The sequence below is a fragment of the Salinisphaera sp. genome, assembly GCF_035690525.1.
GTDB lineage: Bacteria > Pseudomonadota > Gammaproteobacteria > Nevskiales > Salinisphaeraceae > Salinisphaera.
The window spans coordinates 1-23111 of sequence record NZ_DASSKM010000157.1; the positions used below are offsets into that span (position 1 = coordinate 1).

Consider the following 23111-nt stretch of genomic DNA (forward strand, 5'->3'; position numbering starts at 1 on the left):
CGACGACCAGGCCGAGTATATCGCGCCCGACGAGCCTGATCCGCGCGCGGGCTTGGAATAGCGCCCGCCGGCACCCACGTTTCCCGCCGGTTTCTTTTTGTTTTGACGCCGCGCAAGCGGTTCGATGATGGAAGTCCAATGGCAGCCCTGAATACCGAACGCGTGACGAGCGTGAAGCACTGGAACGATTCGCTGTTCTCGTTCACCACCACGCGCGACGACAGCCTACGCTTCGAGAACGGCCAATTCGTGATGATCGGTCTGGCGAGCCCGTCCGGCAAGCCGCTGCTGCGGGCCTACAGCATCGTATCGGCCAACTACGAGGAGTACCTCGAGTTTTTCTCGATCAAGGTGCCGGACGGCCCGCTGACTTCGCGTCTGCAACATCTCGAAGTCGACGACGAGGTATTCGTGTCGACCAAGCCGACCGGCACGCTGCTGATCACCGACCTGCATCCGGGGCGCAATCTGTATCTGCTGGCCACCGGCACCGGACTGGCGCCGTTTTTGTCGATCGTGCGCGATCCCGAGACTTACGAGCGCTTCGAGCGCGTGATCGTCGTGCACGGCGTGCGCTATATCGAAGATTTGGCTTACCGCGACCTGCTCGAAAACGAGTTGCCCAACGACGAAATCCTGGGCGAACTGATCGCCGACCGGCTGTTCTACTATCCGGTGGTCAGCCGCGAGGAATTTCATGCCCGCGGCCGGCTGACCACGCTGCTCGACAACGGCCGCCTGACCTCGGATCTGGGGCTGGATCCGATCGATCCGGAATATGACCGCGCCATGATCTGTGGCGGCCCGGGTATGCTGGACGATACCTCGAAGCTGTTGGACGATCGTGGATTCACGGCCTCGCCGCATATCGGCAAGCCGGGAGAATACGTGATCGAACGCGCTTTCGTCGCGAAATAATGATGGCTTTACGAAAAGACGAGTCCGCAAATAATATCAATCGTTCATGAAGAACGATCGGAAAATACTGGTCCGCAAATGAACGCAAAATAAACGCAAATATGAAATAAAAATGTCTTATTGGCGTCTATTTGCGGACTACATTGTGACTCAACATATGAGCGGTTGTTGTGGCTGAACGTCTCCAGAAAGTACTGGCCCACGCCGGCTACGGCTCGCGGCGCGAACTCGAGCGCGCGATCGCCGATGGGCGCGTGAAGATCAATGCGCGGGTGGCCAAGCTCGGCGATACGTTGCACGGCGGCGATACGGTGCGGCTGGACGGCCGTGTGCTCAATCTCGACAAGAAAGCCGACGTGCCCACGCGCGTGCTGGCCTACAAAAAGCATGTCGATCAGGTCGTGACAAAGCGCGATCCCGAGGGTCGGCCGACCGTGTTCCGCAAGCTGCCGCGGCTCGAGGCCGGGCGCTGGCTCGCCGTCGGCCGGCTGGACGTGAACACCTCCGGTTTGCTGCTGATGACCACCGACGGCGAACTCAAACGGCGGCTGGAACATCCGTCCTACGAAATCGTGCGCACCTATGCGGTACGCGTGCGCGGCGCGATCGATCAGGCCATGCTCGAGCGGCTCGTCAACGGCGTCGAACTGGAAGACGGGACGGCGCGCTTCGAGTCCGTTCGCGAAGGCGACGACGCGCACCGCGCCAACCGCTGGTTCGAAGTCACCGTGCGCCAGGGGCGTAACCGCGTGGTACGCCGGTTGTGGGCCAGCCAGGGCGTCACCGTATCGCGCCTGCTGCGCACCGGGTTCGGGCCGGTGGCGCTGCCGACCGGGGTCAAGGCGGGCGGTTTCCGCGAACTCGACCGCAAGGCCGTCCGCCAACTCGCCGCCCTGGTCGATCTCAAACGCTGACTCGGCACATTAAATCGACTCGTAGATGCACGCCGATTTATATAAAGAAAATATGAGTCCGCCAATAAACGCACAATAAACGCGAATGGAAAAATAATTTTGTCTTGTTTGCGTTTATCCGCGTTCATTTGCGGACTGAATTGTCTTTGTTCTTCGAATCCCGAGTTCCATGCCCGTATTGACGAACAAGACCCTGACGGCGTTCCGGGACGATTTGTTTAGTGCCTATGGGCCGCAGCACTGGTGGCCGGTTCAGGATGAGAAAAACCTGCGTTTCGAGATCCTCGTCGGCGCCGTGCTGACCCAGCATACCGCCTGGACCAACGTGGAGATCGCGCTTGCGGCGCTGCGCGAAGCCGGTCCGCTGAGCGCCGGGGCGCTGCTCGCGCACGACGATCTGCCGGCGCTGATCCGCCGCGCCGGCCCGCACCGGGTCAAGGCCGAACGGCTGCGCACGCTGTGCCGCTGGTTTGTGGATCGGGGCGGCTTCGGCGCGATCGAAATGCTGGATACGGCCGCGCTGTGCCGCGAATTGCGGTCGCTGCGCGGCATCGGCCCGGAAACCGCGGATGTCATCGCGCTCTACGCCTTCGACCGGCCGCGTTTCATCGCCGATGCCTATGCCTTTCGGATATTCGAGCGCTACGGCTGGTGGCAGGGCACGCGCCGATACGAGCGGCTGCGTTGCCGGGTGGAAAGCGCCGCGGCGTTCGATGCCGAGTGGTTCCAGGAGCTGCATGCGCTGATCGTGGCGCATGCCAAGGCTTGCTGCTTCAAGCGTACCCCGGATTGCGAACGCTGCGTTCTGGCGGATTGCTGTCGTTTCGCGCGCGGCCGCGCTGTAGCCGCCCCCTGAGTTCGCCCTGAAATATGGATGTCGGACGGGCGCTGCCGCGCGAGACGTGGGCGACCCGCATCGGTCATATACGTCGTATGGGCTGGTCGGGCTGTAGCCGCACGATCGCTTCCCAAAGCTCGGCCGGGGTGTCGACCACGGCGTCTGCTCGCCAAGCGGCGATATCGTCGTCCACCGGTATATAGCCGTAACCGGCGGCGATGGTGGGCATCTCGGCGGCGCGCCCGGCGACGATATCGCGATCCGAATCGCCGACATAGACGCAGTTCGCCGGGTCGACGCCCATGCGTTCGCAGGCGAGCAGGATCGGCGCCGGATCGGGTTTGGATACGCCGGCGGTATCGCCGCCGATCACCGCGTCGGGGGCGGGATCGAAGGCCGTGAATTCGATCAGCGGTACGGCCAGTGCTTCGACCTTATTGGTCACCACGCCCCAGGCCCGGCCCGCCGTGCCCAGGCGGGCGACGAGTTCGCGAATGCCGTCATAGGGACGGCTGTTCTGCGTCATGCGCCCGCGATAGGCCGCGATGAAACGATCGTAGGCTTCGCGATAGCCGGGATCGTCCGGCGTCAGCCCATAGCCACGGCCGAGCAGGCCGCGCCCGCCGTAGGAGCAGTAGGGCGCCAGTGCCTCGACCGATAGCGGGTCGTGTCCGTCTTCGCGGCGCATGTCGTTGAGCGCGCCGACCAGGTCCGGGGCGGTGTGAATCAGGGTGCCGTCGAGGTCGAACAGCACGCTCCATCGTTCGCCGCCGCTCACGACGCGTCTACGGCGCGGCGGGCGTGCACGAAATAATTCACGTCCGGCCGGTGGCCGAGCGTGGCGCCGCGCGTGAGCGGGTTGTAGCGCAGGCCGGTGATGTCGGCCACCTCGAGCCCGGCGTGGCGGCAGTACGCCGACAGCTCGGACGGCTTGATCAGTTTGGCGTATTCGTGGGTGCCGCGCGGCAACAGGCGCAGCACGTATTCCGCGCCGCCGATGGCAAGTGCCGCGGCCAGCGGCGTGCGGTTGATGGTGGAGAAGAACGCATCCCCGCCGGGCGCGACGAGCCGGGCGCAATCTTCGACCACGTGCGCCGGCCGGTCGACGTGTTCAAGCATTTCGAAGCCGACCACGATATCGAACGAGCCGGCCGCTTCGGCGGCCAAGTCGCGCGACGACACCACGCGATAGTCGATCGCCAGCCCGGATTGTTCGGCGTGTCGTTTCGCGGCCCCGATCGTCTGCATGGCCAGGTCGATGCCGGTCACCCGGGCGCCGCGCGCCGCCATGGCTTCCGACAACAGGCCGGCGCCGCAGCCGACATCCAGCACCCGTTTGTCTTTCAGCCCGTTCGCGCGCCGCTCGATATAGCCGGTGCGCAGCGGGTTGATGTCGTGCAGCGGCCGCATATCGCCGTCGGCGTCCCACCAGCGGGCGGCCATGGCATCGAATTTGTCGAGTTCGGCCTGTTGATTACTGGGCATGACGCTGGTTTTCTTGGTTGGAGGCGCCGTGGGCGGCGAGCTTGTCGCCCCAGGCATTATTACGCGCGGCCAGCGCATCGAGATCCAGCGTGGTCAACCGGCGCTCGCGCATCAGGGCCCGGCCGGCCACCCAGGTATCGGTTACCTGCTGGCGCGTGGCGCTGTAGACGAGCGCGGCGATCGGATCGAACACCGGCCGGGTTTCGGGCGCGCCGAGATCCACCGCGCACAGGTCGGCGCTCTTGCCGATTTCGATCGAGCCCGTGTCCGCGGCGATGCCCAACGCCTTCGCGCCGGCCAGCGTGGCCATTTCGAGCGCGGTATCGGCGGATACGGCCGCGGCATCGTCGCCGGCGATCTTGCCGATCAGCGCGGCGGTGCGCATTTCGCCGATCATGTCGAGATCGTTGTTGGAGGCGGCGCTGTCGGTGCCGAGCGCGACGTTGATACCGGCATCGAGCAGTGTCTGGACCGGGCACAGGCCGCTGGCCAGCTTGAGATTGGATTCCGGCGAATGGATCACGTGCACGCCGGCGGCGGCGCAGCGCGCGATTTCGGCCTCTGTGAGCTGGGTCATGTGCACCGCCAGCAGGTTGGGGGTGAGCAGGCCCAACGCGTCCAGGCGGGCCAGCGGCCGCTGGCCGTTGTCTTGGACGGCGCGCGCCACCTCGAAGGCGGTCTCGTGGATGTGCATATGCACGCGTACATCCATCTCGTCCGCATAGGTGCGCATCTTGGCCAGAGGGGCGTCGGAGACCGTGTACGGCGCGTGCGGCGCGAAGGTGGTCACGAGCCGTTCGTGGTTGCGCCAACGATCGTGTACTTCCAGGCCCTTGTCGAGATATTCGTCGGCCGAGGCGGCCCAGACCGTGGGGAAATCGATCAGGATCATGCCGATGGCCGCGCGCATGCCGGCCGCCTCGACGCGCTCGGCCGCCACGTCCGGAAAGAAATACATATCGTTGAAACAGGTCGTGCCGCCGCGGATCATCTCGGCCATGGCGAGATCCGTGCCGTCGGCCACGAAGGCCCGCGACATGAACCGGGCTTCCAGCGGCCAAATATGTTGCTGCAGCCACGGCATGAGCGGCAGATCGTTGGCCACGCCGCGCATCAGGTTCATCGCCGCGTGCGTGTGCGCGTTGATGAACCCGGGCACCACGAGATGGCGCGGCCGGTCGACGCGCTCGGCGTCGGGATGGGCGCGCGCGGCCTCGTCGCTCGGCAGAATCGATACGATCCGGCCTTGGCGGATCACCACGGCGTGATTTTCGAGCCAGCGCCGTCGGCCATCGACCGGCGCGATCCAGCGGGCGTGAATGACGGTTTCGGACAAGATCGACTCTCGCGTGTGGCAGTAAGTAAAAAGACCGCCCGGATGTCCATTGGCGGTCGCGCGCCCGATGTTATCGGAGACGCGGAATCGCGGACAGCACGGGCGCCGGCTGCGGGTAACGGCTGTGGTATCATAGCGCGCTTCGCGCAGCGGTCTTTCGGGTCGGTCGGCAGGGAGGTTTCGGGTCGTTCCGGTCCCCGTCCGTAAAGGCCCCGAGCCGCGCGCCGGATCGCCAACTTGAACTAGCCTATGGCCGACGTCGCTAAAGAGATCCTGTCGATCAACCTGGAAGACGAGATGCGCCAGTCGTATCTCGACTACGCGATGAGCGTGATCGTCGGGCGTGCGCTGCCCGACGTGCGAGACGGCCTGAAGCCCGTGCATCGCCGCGTGCTGTATGCCATGCACGAGCTGGGCAACGACTGGAACAAAGCGTACAAGAAATCGGCCCGCGTCGTGGGCGACGTGATCGGTAAATACCATCCGCACGGCGATTCCGCGGTCTACGATACGATCGTGCGCATGGCGCAGGATTTTTCCATGCGCTACGTGCTGGTCGACGGCCAGGGCAACTTCGGTTCGATCGACGGCGACGCGCCGGCGGCGATGCGCTATACCGAAGTGCGCATGGCCAAGCTTGCGCACGAGTTGCTGGCCGATATCGGCAAGGATACGGTCGATTTCATCCCGAACTACGACGAATCGGAATCCGAGCCGGCCGTGCTGCCGACCAAGTTGCCGAACCTGCTGGTCAACGGCGGCACCGGCATCGCGGTCGGCATGGCGACCAATATCCCGCCGCACAACATCCGCGAGATCGTGGGCGCCTGCCTGGCGGTGCTGGATAACGAAGACGTGACCATCGGGCAATTGATGGAACATGTCCCCGGTCCGGATTTTCCCACCGCCGGCATCATCAACGGCGCGAGCGGCATCCGCGAAGCCTACGAGACCGGCCGCGGGCGCATTCATATCCGGTCCCGCGCGCATTTCGAGGATATCGACGAACGCGGCAAGCAGGCGATCGTGGTCACCGAGCTGCCGTATCAGGTCAACAAGGCCCGGCTGCTGGAAAAGATCGCCGAACTGGTCAAGGAAAAACGCGTCGAGGGCATCACCGAGCTGCGCGACGAGTCCGACAAGGACGGTATGCGGATGGTGATCGAGCTGCGTCGCGGCGAGACACCCGAGGTGGTGCTCAACAATCTGTACCGCCACTCGCAGATGCAGACCGTGTTCGGCATCAACATGGTCGCGCTCGACGACGGCCAGCCGCGCACGATGGGCCTCAAGCAGATGCTGGAAGCCTTTGTCCGGCATCGCCGCGAGGTGGTCACCCGGCGCACCCAGTACGAGTTGGCCAAGGCGCGGGCCCGTGCTCACGTGCTGGAAGGTTTGACGGTCGCGCTGGCCAATATCGACGAAGTGATCGCGCTCATCCGCGCCGCCTCCAGTCCGGCCGAAGCTCGAGCCGGGCTGATGGCGCGCGGTTGGGCTCCGGGGCAGGTCACGAGCATGCTCGAGCGCGCCGGCGCCGAGGCGTCCCGGCCTGCGGATCTGTCGCGCGACTACGGGCTGCTGGATTCCGGCTCCGGCGCCGGGCAATACCGGCTGACCGAGACCCAGGCCCAGGCGATTCTGGATCTGCGCCTGCATCGCCTGACCGGCCTGGAGCAGGACAAGATCATCGAGGAGTTCGAAAAACTGCTCGACGATATCGCCGATTATCTCGAGATCCTGTCGTCGACCGCGCGGCTGTTCGAGGTCATTCGCGAGGAACTGGTCGCGATCCGCGACGAGTACGGCGATACGCGCATCACCCAGATTCTCGACGATCATCTGGATCTGACCACCGCCGATTTGATCTCGCCCGAGGACGTGGTAGTCACGCTCACGCACGAAGGCTATGTGAAAAGCCAGCCGCTGGATGCCTACCGCGCCCAGCGCCGCGGCGGCCGCGGCAAGTCGTCGACCACCACCAAGAACGCCGACTTCATCGAGAAGCTGTGGGTGACGCACACGCACGATACGCTGCTGTGCTTTTCTTCCTACGGCAAGGCGTACTGGCTCAAGGTCTACGAGTTGCCCAGCGCCGGTCGCGGCGCACGCGGCAAACCGATCGTGAACCTGTTGCCGCTGGAGTCCGACGAGCGCATTTCCGAAGTGCTGCCGATCAAGGATTTCAACACCGGTGAAAACGTTTTCTTCGCCACCCGCAACGGCACGGTCAAGAAGACCGCGCTGGAGCAGTTCTCGCGTCCGCGCGCTAACGGCATCATCGCCATCGATCTGAGAGCGGACGACGCACTGGTCGGCGTGGACCTCACCGCCGGCAACGACACGGTCATGCTGTTCGCCTCGCACGGCAAGGTGATCCGCTTCGCCGAGGAGGACGTGCGCCTGATGGGCCGCGTCGCCGCCGGGGTGCGCGGTATTCGTCTGCCGGAAGACGACGATTCGGCCGCCGTGATCGGCCTGATCGTGGTGCGCCGCGGCGAAATCCTGACCGTCACCGAGCACGGCTACGGCAAACGCACGCCGATCGACGACTATCCGCTGCGCGGGCGCGGCGGCCAGGGCGTGCTGGCGCTCAAGCAATCGGACAAGACCGGCGCGGTGGTCGGCGCCACGCAGGTGCTCGCCGACGACGAGATCATGCTCATTTCCAATATGGGCACGCTGATCCGCACCGCGGTGTCGGAGATTTCCGTGTTGGGGCGCAACACCCAGGGCGTGCGCATCATTCGGGTCGCCGACGACCAGCGCCTTGTCGGCGTGGACCGGGTCGCGATCGAGGATGCGGACGACGAAACCGGCCAGGACGGCGACGCTGTCGATTCCGGCGTATCCGGAGACAGCTAGCGCTTTATCATAGAGTTTTTATTTATCCAGGTTTTTTATCCGCAGATAAACGTAGATAGACGCAGATGAATGCTCAAGCGCACGACGATGAGACAACGCTATCGCGTCACTTTTGAAACGCCGCTTCCCGGGGGTTGACCGCCAAAACCTTGGGCTGGCTTCTTAAAAATCTGCGTCCATCTGCGTACATCTGCGGTTAAAGTTTAAGAATAGGCATCGAACCCAGGTAGGCGCTTCGGGCCTGCCGGATGCCCCGCTTTGGTTTCCACGAGGAGTGGTGTTCATGTCACGTGTGTACAACTTCAGCGCAGGCCCGGCGACGCTGCCGGTCGAGGTGCTCGAAACGGCCCAGTCCGAGATGCTCGACTGGAAGGGCACTGGCATGTCCGTGATGGAAATGAGTCATCGCGGCTCGGCGTTCGTCTCGATCGCCGAGGATGCGACGGCGCGGCTGCGGCGTCTGCTGGGCGTGCCGGACGATTATAGCGTGCTGTTTTTGCAGGGCGGGGCCGCCGGCCAGTTCGCGGCGGTGCCGCTGAATTTGATGGGCAAGAGCGCCACGGCCGACTACGTGGTCACCGGCAATTGGGGCAAAAAAGCGATCAAGGAAGTCGGTAAATACGGCGAGGCCAATTTGGCTGCCTCCGGCGAGGCGGATAATTTTACGTCGATCCCCGCGACCTCCGAATGGAATCTCTCCGCCAACGCGGCCTATTTGCATTTTACCCCGAACGAGACCATCCAGGGCGTGGAATTTCACGACGTGCCGGACGTGGGCGACGCGCCGCTGGTGGCCGACATGTCCTCGAATTTCCTGTCGCGCCCGGTCGACGTCTCCCAATACGGCGTCATCTACGCCGGCGCGCAGAAGAATGCCGGGCCGGCCGGCGTGACCATGGTTATCGTACGCGACGATCTTCTGGCGCAGGCCCAGGCCGCCTGTCCGCTGGTGCTCAACTACAAGCAGCAGCGTGACGCGGACTCCATGCTCAACACGCCGCCGTGCTACGCATGGTACATCTGCGGGCTGACCTTCGAATGGCTGGAAAATCAGGGCGGTCTGGAAGAGATGGAGAAGATCAACATTCGCAAGTCCGCCAAGCTCTATGACTTTATCGACGAATCGGGTTTCTATTCGAACCCGGTCGACCCGGCCGCGCGCTCGCGCATGAACGTACCGTTTCTGCTGGCCGACGATACCCTGAACAAGCAGTTTCTGGCCGATGCCGAAGAAGCCGGTCTGTCGACGCTCAAGGGCCATCGCTCGGTGGGCGGCATGCGGGCGTCGATCTACAACGCGATGCCGGAAGCCGGCGTCGATGCGTTGATCGACTTCATGCGCGATTTCGAGAAGACCAAGGCATAAAAACTTTATCCGTAGATGAACGCGGATAGACGCAGATGAAGCAATATAAAGAAAACTCTGAAGCATCTTCTTAACTATCTGCGTGAATCTGCGTCTATCTGCGGATCAAATGCTTTAAAAAATTTCTGCTTAGAGATAGCTATGACGCTTAAGATTCAGACGTTGAACAATATTTCTCCACGCGGGCTCGATCGGCTGCCGCGAGAGCTCTACGAGGTCGCCTCTGAAATCGGCGAGCCGGACGCGGTCATCCTGCGCTCGGCCAATATGCACGACATGGACATCCCGGCCACGGTGCGCGCCATCGGGCGCGCGGGCGCCGGCGTCAACAATATTCCTGTCGATGTGATGACCGAGCGCGGCGTGCCGGTGTTCAACGCACCGGGCGCCAACGCCAACGCCGTGAAGGAGCTGGTGTTGGCCGGCATGCTGCTGTCGGCGCGCAACGTCCTGGGCGCCTGGCGCTATGTCGAAGAATTGAGCTCGACCGGGGAAAGCCTCAAAAAAGAGGTCGAAGCCGGCAAGAAGAAATTCAAGGGTGTCGAGCTGCCGGGCCGTACGCTGGGCGTGATCGGCCTGGGCGCGGTCGGCGTGAACGTGGCAAACGCCGCGCAGGGGCTCGGCATGGGGGTTTCGGGGTTCGACCCGGGCATTACCATCAACAACGCCTGGCGCCTGAGCGCCGGCGTCGCCGAAGCCCTGTCGGTGGACGATCTGATCTCCGGTTCCGAATTCGTGAGTCTGCATGTGCCGTTGGTCGACGCCACCCGTGATCTGGTCAATGCCGAACGGCTCAGGCTCATGCCGCAGGGCGCGGTGCTGCTCAACTTCTCCCGCGCCGAGATCGTGGACGAGGATGCGGTGCTCGAGTCGCTGGCCGAGGGCCATCTGAAATATTACGTCTGCGACTTTCCCTCGGAGAAGCTGCGCGGGCACGAGCGCGTGATTACGCTGCCGCATCTGGGCGCTTCGACCGACGAGGCCGAGGACAACAGCGCGATCATGATCGCCGATCAGCTGCGCGACTATCTGGAAATCGGCAACATCCGCAATTCGGTGAATTTCCCCGAGGCGATCATGCCGCCGACGGCGAACGCGCATCGCATCGTAGTGATCAACAAGAACCAGCCGAACATGGTCGGTCAGATCACCTCCGCGCTGGCGCGACACAATCACAATATCGCCGACTTGCTCAACAAGTCGAAGGGCGAGATCGCGTTGTCGCTGGTGGATATCGACACGGGCGTGGGGCAGGGCGCGCTCGACGAGCTCGCCCAAATTTCGGGCGTGCTTTGCGTGCGTTACCTTGGCGCGATCGGTCGCGACGCGACCTGACGGCCAGCCGCCGCGGGTCGTGTTGGGCGGCCCGTGATGTGCAACAGCCGCCCGGCCGCTATCGCCCGGGCGGCGAGTCGAACCATGCCATGAGCAAACCAGCCGATGACGGTGATTATGATGATGGGCTCGCCGATGCGCGCGCCCGTATCGACGAGCTCGACCAGCGTATTCATGCGCTGATCAACGAGCGCGCCGGGGTCGCGCTTAAAGTCGCCGAAATCAAGCAGGCGGCCGGACGCACCGATTTCTATCGTCCGGAACGCGAGGCCCAAGTGCTCGAGCGCGTAACCGCGCGCAATGAAGGTCCGCTGGGCGACGCCGAGATAGCGCGCATCATGCGCGAGATCATGTCGGCTTGCCTCGCGCTCGAAAAACCAATGACCGTCGCCTATCTCGGGCCCGAAGGCACCTACACGCAAGCCGCGGTATACAAGCATTTCGGGCATGCGGTACTGGCGTCGCCGAAACCGGCGATCGGCGATATTTTTCGTGATGTCGAGGCCGGTAACGCCCATTTCGGCGTCGTGCCGGTCGAGAACTCCACCGAGGGCGTGGTCACCCATACGCTCGATCAACTGGTCGGCAGCCGGCTTTCGATCTGCGGCGAAGTGGCGCTCGCGGTGCATCATCATTTGTTGTCGCACGCGCGCGGATTCGGCGCGATCAAGCGCGTGGTCGCCCACGCACAGTCGCTGGCGCAGTGCCGCAATTGGCTGGACACCCATCTGCCGGGTGTCGTGCGCGAGGCGGTCGCCTCCAACGGCGAGGCCGCCCGGCGCGTAGCCGGCGATCCGAGCGCGGCCGCGATCGCCGCGCGCGCGGCCGGCGAGTTCTACGATCTGCCGGTCGTGGCCTCGAACATCGAGGACGAGCCCAACAACACGACGCGCTTTTTGGTGCTCGGCACCCAGCACGTCGCGGCCTCGGGCAACGATATGACCTCGATTCTGGTGTCGATCCGCAACCGACCCGGCATGCTGTACCGGCTGCTCGGCCCGGCCGCGGAGGCGGGTGTGGATCTGGCCCGTATCGAATCCCGGCCGTCGCGGCGTCAGGCCTGGGATTACAATTTCTTCATCGATATCGAGGGCCATGCCGAGGATGCCCCGGTTCGCCGCGTGATCGAGGCCATCGAGTCGGAGGCGGTGATGCTTAAAATACTGGGCTCCTACCCGCGCTCGATCGGCCGCGACGGCGAGTGAGCGCGGTTGTTATTATTTTTTTCACCAATGCCCCGCGGCTTGCCGCGGGCACCTTAGCAATGGGGTTTCCAAAGGGGAGAGGCACTAGCTCTCCCCCTTGGTCGACCACGCGGTTTCATGCCGCGCGGTCGAAAGATATTTGATTTCGAGTAAGCGACATGCCGAAAATCTTGTCCGAACAGGCCCATGCCGGGATCCGCGGTTTGTCGGCCTATGTGCCCGGCAAGCCGATAGAGGACCTCAAACGCGAACTGGGCCTGAGCTCGATCATCAAGCTGGCCTCGAACGAAAATCCGCTGGGCACGGCCCCGGCTGCGCTCGACGCGCTCGCGAATTTCGGCGGCGATCTTTATCGCTATCCCGACGGCAGCGGCTTTGAACTCAAGCACCAGATCGCCGCCCGCCATGGCTTGGACGCGGCCTGCGTGACGCTCGGAAACGGCTCCGACGATATTCTCGAGCTGACGGCCCGGGTGTTTCTCGGCCCCGGCAAGAACGCGGTGGTCTCGCAGCATTCCTTCGCCGTTTACCCGATCGTGGCGCGCGCCGTGGGCGCGGATGTGCGCGCGGTGGCCGCCTTTGGCCCCGGCGCCGATATGCCATACGGGCACGATCTCGAGGCGATGCGAGCGGCCATCGACGAGAACACCGGCGTGGTGTTCATGGCCAACCCGAACAACCCGACCGGCACTTGGGTGACGCCCGAGGCGCTCGAGGCGTTTCTCGATCGCGTGCCGCCGGCGACCTTGGTGGTGCTCGACCAGGCCTATATCGAGTATCAGACGCAAGACGCGGTGGCCGCCGAGGCAAGCTGGCTCGCGCGTTACGACAACCTGGTCATCACGCGCACCTTCTCCAAAATCTTCGGCATGGCGGCGCTGCGCTTCGGCTATGGCTTGAGTTCGCCGGCGGTCGCGGACTTTCTCAACCGAATCCGGCAGCCGTTCAATGTCAATATGATCGCGCTGCACTGCGCCGCCGCCGCGATCGACGACCACGACTTCATCGCCCGCTCGGTCGCATCCAACACCGGGCAGCGGGCGCGGCTGGCCGAGGCGCTGTTGGAACGCGGACTGCGCTGCCTGCCGAGCCAGGCGAACTTCATCACCTTCGACACGCGCCGCGCGGCGCGCCCGGTGTATGACGCGTTGTTGCGCCAAGGCGTGATCGTGCGCCCGTTGGCCGGCTATGGTCTGCCGAACCATTTGCGCGTCACCGTGGGCCAGACGGCCGAGAACGATCGTTTTCTTGACGCGCTCGGCCGCGTGCTGGGCTGATGGGGCCGGGTCGTCCCGTGTTGTCGGATATTGACGGTATCGCGATCGTCGGGCTCGGCCTGATCGGTGGCTCGATCGCCCGTGGGCTACGCGCCGCCGGCTATGCCGGGCGTCTGAGCGGGGCGGTCGCGTCAAACGCCGACGCGCCGCGCGCGCTCGAACTCGGTTTGGTCGACGATTGCCACGCCGAGATCGCCGAGGCCGTGTCCGAGGCCGAGCTTATCGTCGTCGCCACGCCGCCGGGCATGATCGAGCCGGTGCTGGCCCAAATCGCGGCCTCGCGGCGCGCCGATGCCACCGTTACCGACACCGGCAGCAGCAAGGCCAGCGTGGTCGCGGCGGCCGCGCGCGTCTTCGATACGCCGGCGTACAAACGTTTCGTGCCGGGCCACCCGATCGCCGGTACCGAGAACAGCGGCCTCGAGGCCGGCTTCGCGACTTTGTTCCAAGCGCGGCGCGTGATCCTGACGCCCGATGCGGCGACCGATGCCGCGGCGGTGGCGTGCGTCGAGGCGATGTGGCGCGCGCTCGGCGCGCAAATCGCGCGCATGAGCCCGGCGCATCACGACGAGATACTGGCCGCCACCAGCCATTTGCCGCATGTGCTGGCTTATACGTTGGTGGATACGCTGGCGGCGATGGGCGAGCGCATCGAGATTTTCGAATACGCGGCTGGCGGCTTCGCCGATTTCACGCGCATCGCCTCTAGCGATGCCGCGCTGTGGCGCGATATCGTCACGGCCAATCGCGAGCCGGTCCTGGCAACGCTGGATGCCTATATGGCGCGCCTGCAGGATGTGCGCGCGGCTATCGCGAACGGCGACGACGATCGCCTTTATCGGGTTTTCGAGCGCGCTAAGACGGCGCGCGACGGGTTCGTGTCAGTGCGGGAGCGAAACGAACGATGAGCGGCAAGAGCTTTCATGTGCAGCCGGGCGGGGCGTTGACCGGCGAGGTTCGCGTGCCCGGCGACAAGTCGATTTCGCATCGCGCCATCATGTTCGCCGCGCTCGCCCGTGGCACGAGCCGGATCTCCGGTTTCCTGGAAAGCGCGGATTGCCTCGCCACGCTCAACGCGTTCGGCGCGATGGGGCTGACCCACGGCATGCAGCAAGACGCCCGCGTGATCGAGGGTCTCGGCATGCACGGGCTGCACGCGCCCGAGGCGGCGCTGGATCTGGGCAATTCGGGCACCTCCATGCGCCTGCTTTCCGGCATTATGGCCGGCCAGGCATTCGATTCCGTGCTCGCCGGCGACGCCAGCCTGTCGCGGCGGCCGATGAAGCGCGTGATCGATCCGTTGCGCGAGATGGGCGCGCGGATCGAGGGCCGGGATGGCGGCCGCGCACCGTTGTCCATTAGCGGCGGCGCCGCGTTGGCCGGTATCGATTACACCCCGCCGGTCGCCAGCGCCCAGATCAAGTCCTGTGTGTTGCTCGCCGGGCTGTACGCCAACGGCACGACGCGGGTGCGCGAGCCCGGCGTCTCCCGCGACCACACCGAGCGCATGCTCGGCGCCTTCGGGGTCGAGCTCGAACGCGACCGCGATAGCGTCGCGCTGCGCGGCGGGCAGTGGTTGACGGCGACCGATGTCGCGGTGCCGGCCGATCTGTCCTCCGCCGCGTTCTTCATGGTCGGCGCGACCATCGCCCCAAACAGCGACATCACGCTGCGCGGCGTCGGCATCAACGCCACCCGCCGCGGCGTGATCGACATCCTGCGGGCCATGGGCGCGGATATCACGCTGATCGACGAGCGCGACCAGGCCGGCGAGCCGGCGGCCGATATTCGCGTGCGCTCGGCGGCGCTGCACGGGATCGAGATCGGCGCGGCCGAGGTGGAGCTGGCGATCGACGAATGCCCGGCGATCTTTATCGCCGCGGCCTGCGCCCGCGGCACGACGCGCGTGACCGGCGCGGCCGAACTGCGCGTCAAGGAATGCGATCGCATCGCGGTGATGGCCGAGGGGCTGGCCCGGCTCGGCGTGGAATGCAGCGAGGTCGAGGACGGGCTGACCATCGTCGGCCGCCCCGGCGCCACGAGTTTCTCCGGTGGCGGGATCGCGAGCCACGAGGATCACCGCATCGCCATGTCGTTCGCCATGGCGGCACTGCGCGCCGCGGCGCCGATCGTCATCGACGATTGCGACTATGTCGATACATCCTTTCCCGGCTTCGTCGATCTGGCCGCGTCGGCCGGCCTGGCGATCGAATCCAGGACGGACGAATGAGTGCGCGCGCGCCGGTGATTACCCTGGACGGGCCCGGCGGCGCGGGCAAGGGCACGCTCGCCTCGGAACTGGCGCGCGCGCTCGGCTGGTGGCTGCTCGACAGCGGCGCGTTGTACCGCTTGGTCGGCCTCGGCGCGCTGCGTGAAGGCTTGGATGTCGGCCGCGAGGCCGATCGGGCGAGCGCGGTGGCGATCGCCGAAGGCCTGTCGATGCGTTTCGTTCCCGATACCGGCGAGGGCCAGCGCGTGGAACTGGCCGGCGAGGACGTCACCGAGGCGATCCGCGCCGATGCGGTTTCCGAAGCGGCGTCGCGCTGGGCCGCGTTGCCGTCGATCCGCGAGGCGCTGCTCGCGCGTCAGCGCGATTTCGTCGCGCCGCCCGGTCTGATCGCCGACGGACGCGATATGGGCACGGTGATCTTCCCGCGGGCCGAACTGAAGCTCTATATCACGGCCTCGGCCGCCGAAAGAGCGCGTCGACGTCATGCGCAGTTGTCCGAAAAAGGTGTTGATGCTAATCTCGATCGGATATATCGTGAGATCATGGCGCGGGACCAACGCGATGCATCGCGGGGTGCCGCGCCGCTGAAGCCGGCGGTCGATGCATACGTCATCGATACCACCGGTGATAATGTCGCCACCTCGCTGAGCAGGATACAGGCTCTGGTGGCGGCCAGGGGCTGGCCCGCCGACTGAGCGCGCCGGCACTCGTATGGGTCCGTTCGTGGTGCAATGCCGCGAGCGGTGTTTTTGTTTTTTCAACAACGGATGGCGTCGACGTTGGGCGCCGCAGGATTTCCCCCACTCATGTCTGAAAGTTTCGCCGAGCTATTCGAGCAAAGTCTGCAGGGTCGTACCATGCAGCCCGGTTCCCTCATCAACGCCGAGGTGCTGGAAATAAAGAACGATGTCGTGATCGTCGATGCGGGCCTCAAGTCCGAAGGCGTGATCCCGATCGATGAATTCTACGACGAGAACGGCGAACTGACCGTTGGCGAAGGCGACAAGGTAGAAGTCGCCCTGGAAGCCGTCGAAGACGGTTTCGGCGCGACCCGCCTGTCGAAGGAAAAGGCTCAGCGCATCCGCACCTGGGACTTTCTCACCGAAGCCTACGAGAACAGCGAATCGGTGGTCGGTCATATCTCGGGCAAGGTCAAGGGCGGCTATACCGTCGATGTCGGCAACATCCGCGCGTTCCTGCCGGGTTCTCTGGTCGACGTGCGCCCGGTGCGCGATACCACATATCTCGAAGGCAAGCCGCTCGAGTTCCGTGTCATCAAGCTCGATCGTCTGCGCAACAACGTAGTCGTGTCGCGTCGCGATGTGCTCAAGGAAGAGTACAGCGAAGAGCGCAAGCAGCTGCTGGACACGCTCCAGGAAGGCATCGTGCTCAAGGGCATCGTCAAGAACCTGGTGGACTACGGCGCGTTCGTGGACCTGGGCGGGATCGACGGCCTGCTGCATATCACCGATATGTCCTGGAAGCGCATCAAGGACCCGTCGGACGTGGTCACCGTAGGCGCCGAGATCGAGGTCAAGGTGCTCAAGTTCGACCGCGAGCGGACCCGCGTCTCGCTGGGTCTCAAGCAGCTCGGCGACGATCCGTGGGTCGATATCGCCCGCCGCTATCCCGAGCATACCCGCCTGTTCGGCAACGTCACCAACATCACCGATTACGGCGCCTTCGTCGAGATCGAGGAAGGCGTGGAAGGCTTGGTGCACGTTTCCGAAATGGACTGGACCAACAAGAACGTCAACCCGAACCAGGTGGTCTCGGTCGGCGACGAAGTCGAGGTCATGGTGCTTGAGATCGACGAGGAGCGCCGTCGTATTTCGCTCGGCATGAAGCAGTGCCAATCCAATCCGTGGGAAGATTTTGCGGCTCAACATCAGCGCGGCGACACGGTGTCGGGCCAGATCAAGTCGATTACCGACTTCGGTATCTTCGTCGGCCTGCCGGGCAACATCGACGGGCTGGTGCATTTGTCGGATCTGTCCTGGAACGAGCCGGGCGAGGAGATCGTTCGCAACTATTCGAAGGGCGATCAAGTCGAGGCCGCGGTGCTGGCGATCGACGCCGACCGCGAGCGTATTTCGCTGGGCATCAAGCAGCTCGCGCAGGATCCGCTGGGTTCGTTCGTGGCCGACAACCCGAAGGGCAGCATCGTGTCCGGCACCATCGCTTCGGTCGACGCGCGCGGCGCGAGCGTCGATCTCGGCAACGACGTGACCGGTTATATCCGCGCCTCGGATATTTCGCGCGATCGGGTCGAAGACGCGCGCTCGGCGCTCTCCGAAGGTGAGGCGGTCGATGCGCGCTTCGTGGGCGTGGACCGTCGTAACCGCTCGATCAGCCTGTCGATCCGGGCCAAGGAAGAAAAAGACGAGCAGCAGGCGATGCGCGATTACGCGGATACCGATGCCTCGACCGGCACCACCAGCCTCGGCGAACTGCTCAAGGAGCAGATGGCCGACCGCGACAGTTAGCGGATAGCGGGCGATGAATGACACGGGGTGCTTGCGCGCGCCCCGTGTTTTAAATAGCCTCTTACACGGTCGTCGCAGGGCCGGCAGAGAAATCGAAAGGCATTGCCGGCGGCGACTATCTGGGGCGGGCCGCATCCGGCACGTTATTGGGGGACGGCGTTTCTAGGGAGAGCGCTGGATGACTAAATCCGAATTGATTGAACGCCTGGTCGATCGCCAGGCTCATATGACCCAGCGCGACGTGGAGCTGGCCGTCAAGTTGCTGCTGGACCATGTCATTGGTGAACTCGCCGAAGGCGGCCGGGTCGAGATCCGCGGTTTCGGCAGCTTCTCGGTTCACCATCGTCCCGCGCGCCGCGGGCGCAATCCCAAGACCGGCGAAGCGGTGGATATTCCCCGCAAGTACGTGCCGCATTTCAAGCCGGGCAAGGAACTGCGCGAGCGCGTGAACAATCACGGTTCGTAGGTAGTCGGCGCGCTTGAAGCCTTTGTTTCCGATGGCCAACTTGGCGTTCTGCAGCTAGACTGGAGTCTAGCCGAGGCCTGGAGTTCGCGCCCGGCCCGCTGCGCTCGTCGTCACACGAGGAATGTCATGCTGCGCCTTATCCGTAATCTGATCATCATTCTGGCCTTGTTCATCGGCTTGGCTTTCGGATTTTTCAATTACGGATCGACGCCGGTCGATCTGCTCTGGACCACGACCGAGGCGCCGTTGGCCGTTCTGCTGGGGCTGGCGTTTCTGCTCGGGCTCGTGATCGCACTTGTCGTATGCGGCGTCCGCATGGCCAAGCTGCGGTCGCGGCTGTCCCGTACGCGGCGTCGGCTCAAGCACGCGGAAGCCGAAATCACGAACCTGCGGAGCATGCCTATCTACGATGCTTGAGGGGCTGATCGCGCCACTCATCCTGCTGCTGGGCGCAGCGGGGTCGGGGTGGCTGGCCCGCGTACGCTGGGAAAAGCGCAGCGCAAGCATACGTCAGCAGCGACCGCCGCCGGTACACGCCGATTATCTTCGCGGCATCCGCTATCTCGTCAACGAGGACGCCGACCGCGCGATCGAGACATTCATCCGCGTGCTCGAGGTCGACAACGAGACCGCCGAAACCCATCTCGCGCTCGGCAATCTGTTTCGACGCCAGGGCGATATCGACCGCGCGCTGCGCCTGCATCAGAACCTGGTCGCGCGGCCGAACCTCGCGCCCGCCCACCGCAATCAAGCGCGCTATGAACTGGCGCAGGATTATCTCAAGGCCGGCGTGCTGGATCGGGCCGAAGATCTGTTCGTGGATCTGGTCGACCAGTCGTCGTTCGCAGAGCGCAGCTTGAACGGTTTGATCACGATCCATGAGCAGGTACGCGACTGGGAACAGGCGATCGCCGCGACCCAGCATCTCGAGCGGGTGCGGGGTGCGTCGCTACGGCCGATCATCGCGCAGTACCATTGCGAACTCGCCGAGCAGGCGGCGGCGGCCGGCGACGACCCCGGGGTGAACGGGCAGCTCAAGGCCGCGCGCCAGGCCTATCAAAACTGCGCGCGCATCAGTCTGATCGCCGGTGGTGTCGCCGAGCGCAACCGAGACTATCGCGGCGCGATCCGGGCCTATCGCGAGGTGCTGGTTCAAGACATAGCCTTCGCCACCGAGACCCTGGAGCCGATACGGCGCTGCTTCGATGCCTGCGACGACGTGGTCGGCTACATCGATTTCCTGCAGGCGTTCATGGTCGAGGTGAACGGCGCGGCCGGCCATGTCGCATATGCTCGGCACTTACAGCGCGCGGACCGCGTCGACGAGGCCATCGCGCATCTATCGCGCTATCTCCAGTCCGAGGCCAGTTGGGTCGGCTTCTACCATCTGCTGGAACTGGCCTCGGCCGATCCACGCAGTAATCTCACCGGTCCGCTCGATAATCTGCGCCGGTCGCTGGCGCGCATCATCGACCACGAGCCGACGTATCGCTGCGGTCATTGCGGGTTCTCGGGGCGGTATCTGCACTGGCAGTGTCCGAGTTGCCGTCAGTGGAACACGGTGGCGCCGCGACAGGACATCCGGCCGAGCGAGTAGGTGAGTAGGGCGGTAGCCCGCCTAATAGTTGTTGCCCTGGGCGACGCCGCGCCGGCACTGCGTGGGCGACCAGGCGCGGTGGCAGGCGGTCACCATCTGGTCGAGCAGGGCGCTGAGCCGGGACTCGTTGTAGGAGCTCAGATCGACTGTCTGCAGGGCGGTCCGGAGCTGATTGATCGCCTCCGGATAAGCGTCTAGCATCGCGAAATAACGGGCCTGGCGATAATAGGCTTCACCGAGGTTGTTCTGTTCTCCGGCGCCGCGCGCGAGCAGCGCCTGCGCGGCCGGGTACGTGTCGAGCACCTTGGTCTGCGAGAGCAGATAATTGCGCATCGCGCCCGGTTTCCCCTGGTTTTCCAGGTTCTGCGCGTAGGCCAGCCGGAGCGCGCCGCTGTGCGGAAACTGCTTGAGCGCGGCGGCCAGCACGTCATGCGCCGCGCCGGTGTCGCCTGCCTGGCCGAGCGCCTCGGCCAGGCCCATGCGCCAAGCCAGGATGTCCGGGTGGGCCTTGCGCCCCGCGCGCATGAGCGCGATCGCCTGCTGGTCCCGACTCATGCGGTGGAGCGCCAGCGCATAGCCGTATTTGTCGGCCGGCGTCGGTGTGTCGCCGGTCAGCGCGGCGTGGAAATAATTGCGCACGTTGTCCACGTTGCGGGCTTCGAGCACCCGCGTTCGGGCCCGCATATATGGATATTCCGGATTGGTGTGGACCTTCACGTTCGGGTAATCGGCGGCCCGGGCCTCGGCCTCGGCCATACGGGTGGAGGACACGGGATGGGTGAGCAGGATCTGGGGCAGATGCCGCCCGTAGAGATCACTCTGGCGCTGCAGTGTGCCGAAGAAACGGGCCATGGCGTGCGGATCGTAGCCCGAGCGCGCGAGATCGCGGATGCCGACGCGATCGGCTTCATGTTCGTGGGCGCGCGTGTAGCTGATCCGCTGCATGCCCAGATGCGACAGACCGCCCATGATCGCGGCGGTCGCGGCATCGCCGCCCCCGGCCTGGGCGCCAACGACGGCCGCCACGATCGCGGTGGCGAGCGTGGCGATGGTGTCGCCGCGGCTTTCGGCCATCTGCCGGGCGATGTGGCGTTGCGTGACATGCGCGATTTCGTGCGCCATCACGCTGGCCAGTTCGCTTTCGGATTTGGTCGCCATGATCAGCCCGGCATTGACGCCGATATAGCCGCCGGGCAAGGCGAAGGCGTTGATGTCGCCGGTATCGATGACATAGAAATGAAACGTGTCGGCCGCTCGATCGGTATGGCGTGCCAGCCGGACCCCGACGCTGGTGAGGTATTCCGACAGCTCCGGATCCTGGACGATCCGGTCCTGGCTGCGCAACCGCGCGACGACCTGCGCGCCCAGGCGATGTTCTTCGGCCGGGGTCATTACGGTATCGGCCGGCTGGCCGAGATCGGGCAGGTTGTATTCGCCGTGATCGGCGGCCATCGCCAAGCCGGGGGCGGCGTTGGCGCCGGCCAACAGCAGCAGGCCGGCCATTGCGGCGCTGGATACACGCATGGTGAGCAAGTTCAATCGGTCCCTCGAAGCGTTAGACGCAGATTAGCGCGTTTGGTTCGCCGGGTTAACCGTGCACTCGCGGCTTACGGCCAAAACATCACTCGCGCCGGCGCGGGCTCGCGCGAAATATCGGGAGGCCCTACGATAGCCGGCTGACGCTATCCCACCACGAGATCAGCCTTAATGAACGTGTTTCGCGCCTGGTTCGCACGACATATGTCGGACCCGCAGCTGGTCTCGTTGGTTCTGATGCTTCTGGGCGGGCTGATCGTCGTGCTGTTCGTGGGCCAACTGGTCGCGCCCGTGCTGGCGGCGCTGGTCCTCGCCTATCTGCTGGATACGCCGGTGAACTGGCTCGGCGGCGCACGGGTTCCGCGAACCCTGGGCGCCGCTATCGTCTCGATCGCGTTGTTGCTGGGCGTGGTCTGGGTGAGTTTCGCGCTCATGCCCTTGTTGACGCGCCAAGCCGGCCAGATTCTCCAGCAACTGCCGGAGCTGGTGCAGCGCGTGCAGGAATGGATCAGCGGTCTGCCGGCGCGCTACCCCTCGTTGATCACGCCCGATCAGATGGACGCCCTGTTGGGCAGCGTGTCCATCGATGTCGGCGCTTTGCGCAAGGCCGTGCTCAGCCGTTCTCTGGTGGTGGGCGCGAGCCTGCTTTACCTCGCCGTTTACCTGGTGCTCGTGCCGCTCATGGTTTTCTTCATGCTGCGCGACAAGTATCCGCTACTACACTGGTGTGCCCGATTCGTGCCGCGCAACAGCGTGTTGCTGCGCCAGGTCTGGAGCGACGTCAACGTCCAGCTCGGCAACTATATACGCGGCAAGGCGTTGGAAATCGTCATCGTCTGGATCGTAGCCTATATCGTGTTCTGGTCGCTCGGGCTGAACTACGCGATGCTGCTTTCCGCGCTGGTCGGATTCTCGGTGCTCGTGCCGTATGTGGGCGCGTTCGGCATGACCGTGCCGGTGATGCTCGTCGCCTACGCCCAATGGGGCGTGCATACGCACACGGTTTGGGTGCTGATCGCTTACATCGTCCTGCAGATGCTCGACGGCAACCTGCTGGTGCCGATCCTGTTTTCGGAAGCCGTGAATCTGCACCCCGTCGCCATCATCACGGCGGTATTGTTCTTCGGCGGTATTTGGGGCTTTTGGGGCGTGTTTTTCGCCATTCCGCTGGCCACGCTGGTGCATTCGGTGCTCAAGGCGTGGCCGCATGGCGCGCGCACCGCCGGAGAGCGCCGAATCGAAGGTCATGTCGAAGATTAG

The 23111-nt window shown here is 64.5% G+C and carries 20 protein-coding genes; 16 read left to right on the top strand and 4 right to left on the bottom strand.

Annotated features, from left to right (window positions below; genetic code table 11):
* Positions 1–138: 138 nt before the first annotated feature.
* The 3 genes from VFJ08_RS11940 to VFJ08_RS11950 all read left to right on the top strand — a co-directional run bounded on the left by VFJ08_RS11940 (position 139) and on the right by VFJ08_RS11950 (position 2688).
* Complete coding sequence (locus VFJ08_RS11940) at positions 139–918, top strand: ferredoxin--NADP reductase (protein WP_324997440.1); 780 nt, start codon at positions 139–141, stop codon at positions 916–918.
* 170 nt (positions 919–1088) lie between these two features.
* On the top strand, positions 1089–1832 hold the full coding sequence (locus VFJ08_RS11945; protein WP_324997441.1) for a pseudouridine synthase: 744 nt from the start codon (positions 1089–1091) through the stop codon (positions 1830–1832).
* A gap of 169 nt (positions 1833–2001) precedes the next feature.
* The gene (locus tag VFJ08_RS11950; RefSeq protein WP_324997442.1) at positions 2002–2688 is read left to right on the top strand and encodes a hypothetical protein; all 687 of its coding nucleotides are present in this window, start codon (positions 2002–2004) and stop codon (positions 2686–2688) included.
* A 64-nt stretch (positions 2689–2752) separates the two neighbouring features.
* Here the strand turns inward: VFJ08_RS11950 and VFJ08_RS11955 are convergent, their stop codons facing one another.
* Genes VFJ08_RS11955 through VFJ08_RS11965 form a run of 3 tightly spaced genes read right to left on the bottom strand, consistent with a single transcriptional unit; the run spans position 2753 to position 5494 of the window.
* Positions 2753–3424, bottom strand: coding sequence for an HAD-IA family hydrolase (locus VFJ08_RS11955; RefSeq protein WP_324997443.1), 672 nt, complete (start codon positions 3422–3424; stop codon positions 2753–2755).
* A 20-nt stretch (positions 3425–3444) separates the two neighbouring features.
* Complete coding sequence (gene ubiG, locus VFJ08_RS11960; protein ID WP_324997444.1) at positions 3445–4155, bottom strand: bifunctional 2-polyprenyl-6-hydroxyphenol methylase/3-demethylubiquinol 3-O-methyltransferase UbiG; 711 nt, start codon at positions 4153–4155, stop codon at positions 3445–3447.
* Positions 4145–5494, bottom strand: coding sequence for a TRZ/ATZ family hydrolase (locus VFJ08_RS11965; RefSeq protein WP_349257002.1), 1350 nt, complete (start codon positions 5492–5494; stop codon positions 4145–4147). Before VFJ08_RS11965 ends, ubiG begins: the two co-directional genes overlap by 11 nt.
* 246 nt (positions 5495–5740) lie before the next feature.
* On the opposite strand from VFJ08_RS11965, the gene gyrA reads away from it, so the two are divergent.
* The 12 genes from gyrA (at position 5741) to lapB (ending at position 20315) form a co-directional block, all read left to right on the top strand.
* Entirely contained in the window at positions 5741–8353 is a 2613-nt protein-coding gene (gyrA, locus tag VFJ08_RS11970; RefSeq protein WP_324997446.1) for a DNA gyrase subunit A, read from the top strand.
* A gap of 283 nt (positions 8354–8636) precedes the next feature.
* Complete coding sequence (gene serC / locus VFJ08_RS11975) at positions 8637–9719, top strand: 3-phosphoserine/phosphohydroxythreonine transaminase (RefSeq protein ID WP_324997447.1); 1083 nt, start codon at positions 8637–8639, stop codon at positions 9717–9719.
* 141 nt (positions 9720–9860) lie between these two features.
* Positions 9861–11054, top strand: a complete 1194-nt coding sequence (locus VFJ08_RS11980; RefSeq protein WP_324997448.1) for a phosphoglycerate dehydrogenase — start codon at positions 9861–9863, stop codon at positions 11052–11054.
* Positions 11055–11143: 89 nt separating this feature from the next.
* Positions 11144–12259 carry a prephenate dehydratase gene (pheA, locus tag VFJ08_RS11985; RefSeq protein WP_324997449.1) on the top strand — a complete coding sequence of 372 codons (1116 nt, stop codon included), beginning with the start codon at positions 11144–11146 and terminating at the stop codon, positions 12257–12259.
* Between the two features lie 158 nt (positions 12260–12417).
* Complete coding sequence (hisC, locus tag VFJ08_RS11990; RefSeq protein ID WP_324997450.1) at positions 12418–13536, top strand: histidinol-phosphate transaminase; 1119 nt, start codon at positions 12418–12420, stop codon at positions 13534–13536.
* Positions 13537–13553: 17 nt separating this feature from the next.
* A complete protein-coding gene (locus VFJ08_RS11995) occupies positions 13554–14444 on the top strand; it encodes a prephenate dehydrogenase (protein ID WP_324997451.1) in 891 nt (296 codons plus the stop codon).
* Positions 14441–15766 (top strand): 3-phosphoshikimate 1-carboxyvinyltransferase, encoded by a 1326-nt coding sequence (aroA, locus tag VFJ08_RS12000; RefSeq protein ID WP_324997452.1) that lies wholly within the window; start codon positions 14441–14443, stop codon positions 15764–15766. The genes VFJ08_RS11995 and aroA overlap by 4 nt, the downstream gene beginning before the upstream one ends.
* Entirely contained in the window at positions 15763–16461 is a 699-nt protein-coding gene (cmk, locus tag VFJ08_RS12005; RefSeq protein ID WP_324997453.1) for a (d)CMP kinase, read from the top strand. Before aroA ends, cmk begins: the two co-directional genes overlap by 4 nt.
* 111 nt (positions 16462–16572) lie before the next feature.
* Positions 16573–18252: a 30S ribosomal protein S1 gene (gene rpsA / locus VFJ08_RS12010; protein WP_324997454.1), complete on the top strand. Its 1680-nt coding sequence runs from the start codon at positions 16573–16575 to the stop codon at positions 18250–18252.
* A 178-nt stretch (positions 18253–18430) separates the two neighbouring features.
* Entirely contained in the window at positions 18431–18718 is a 288-nt protein-coding gene (locus VFJ08_RS12015; RefSeq protein ID WP_324997455.1) for an integration host factor subunit beta, read from the top strand.
* Between the two features lie 126 nt (positions 18719–18844).
* On the top strand, positions 18845–19135 hold the full coding sequence (locus tag VFJ08_RS12020) for a lipopolysaccharide assembly protein LapA domain-containing protein (protein WP_324997456.1): 291 nt from the start codon (positions 18845–18847) through the stop codon (positions 19133–19135).
* Entirely contained in the window at positions 19128–20315 is a 1188-nt protein-coding gene (gene lapB, locus VFJ08_RS12025; RefSeq protein WP_324997457.1) for a lipopolysaccharide assembly protein LapB, read from the top strand. Before VFJ08_RS12020 ends, lapB begins: the two co-directional genes overlap by 8 nt.
* Before the next feature lie 21 nt (positions 20316–20336).
* Here the strand turns inward: lapB and VFJ08_RS12030 are convergent, their stop codons facing one another.
* The gene (locus VFJ08_RS12030; protein ID WP_324997458.1) at positions 20337–21854 is read right to left on the bottom strand and encodes a M48 family metalloprotease; all 1518 of its coding nucleotides are present in this window, start codon (positions 21852–21854) and stop codon (positions 20337–20339) included.
* 201 nt (positions 21855–22055) lie between these two features.
* Here VFJ08_RS12030 and VFJ08_RS12035 point away from each other — a divergent pair, with 201 nt between their 5' ends.
* A complete protein-coding gene (locus tag VFJ08_RS12035; protein ID WP_324997459.1) occupies positions 22056–23111 on the top strand; it encodes an AI-2E family transporter in 1056 nt (351 codons plus the stop codon).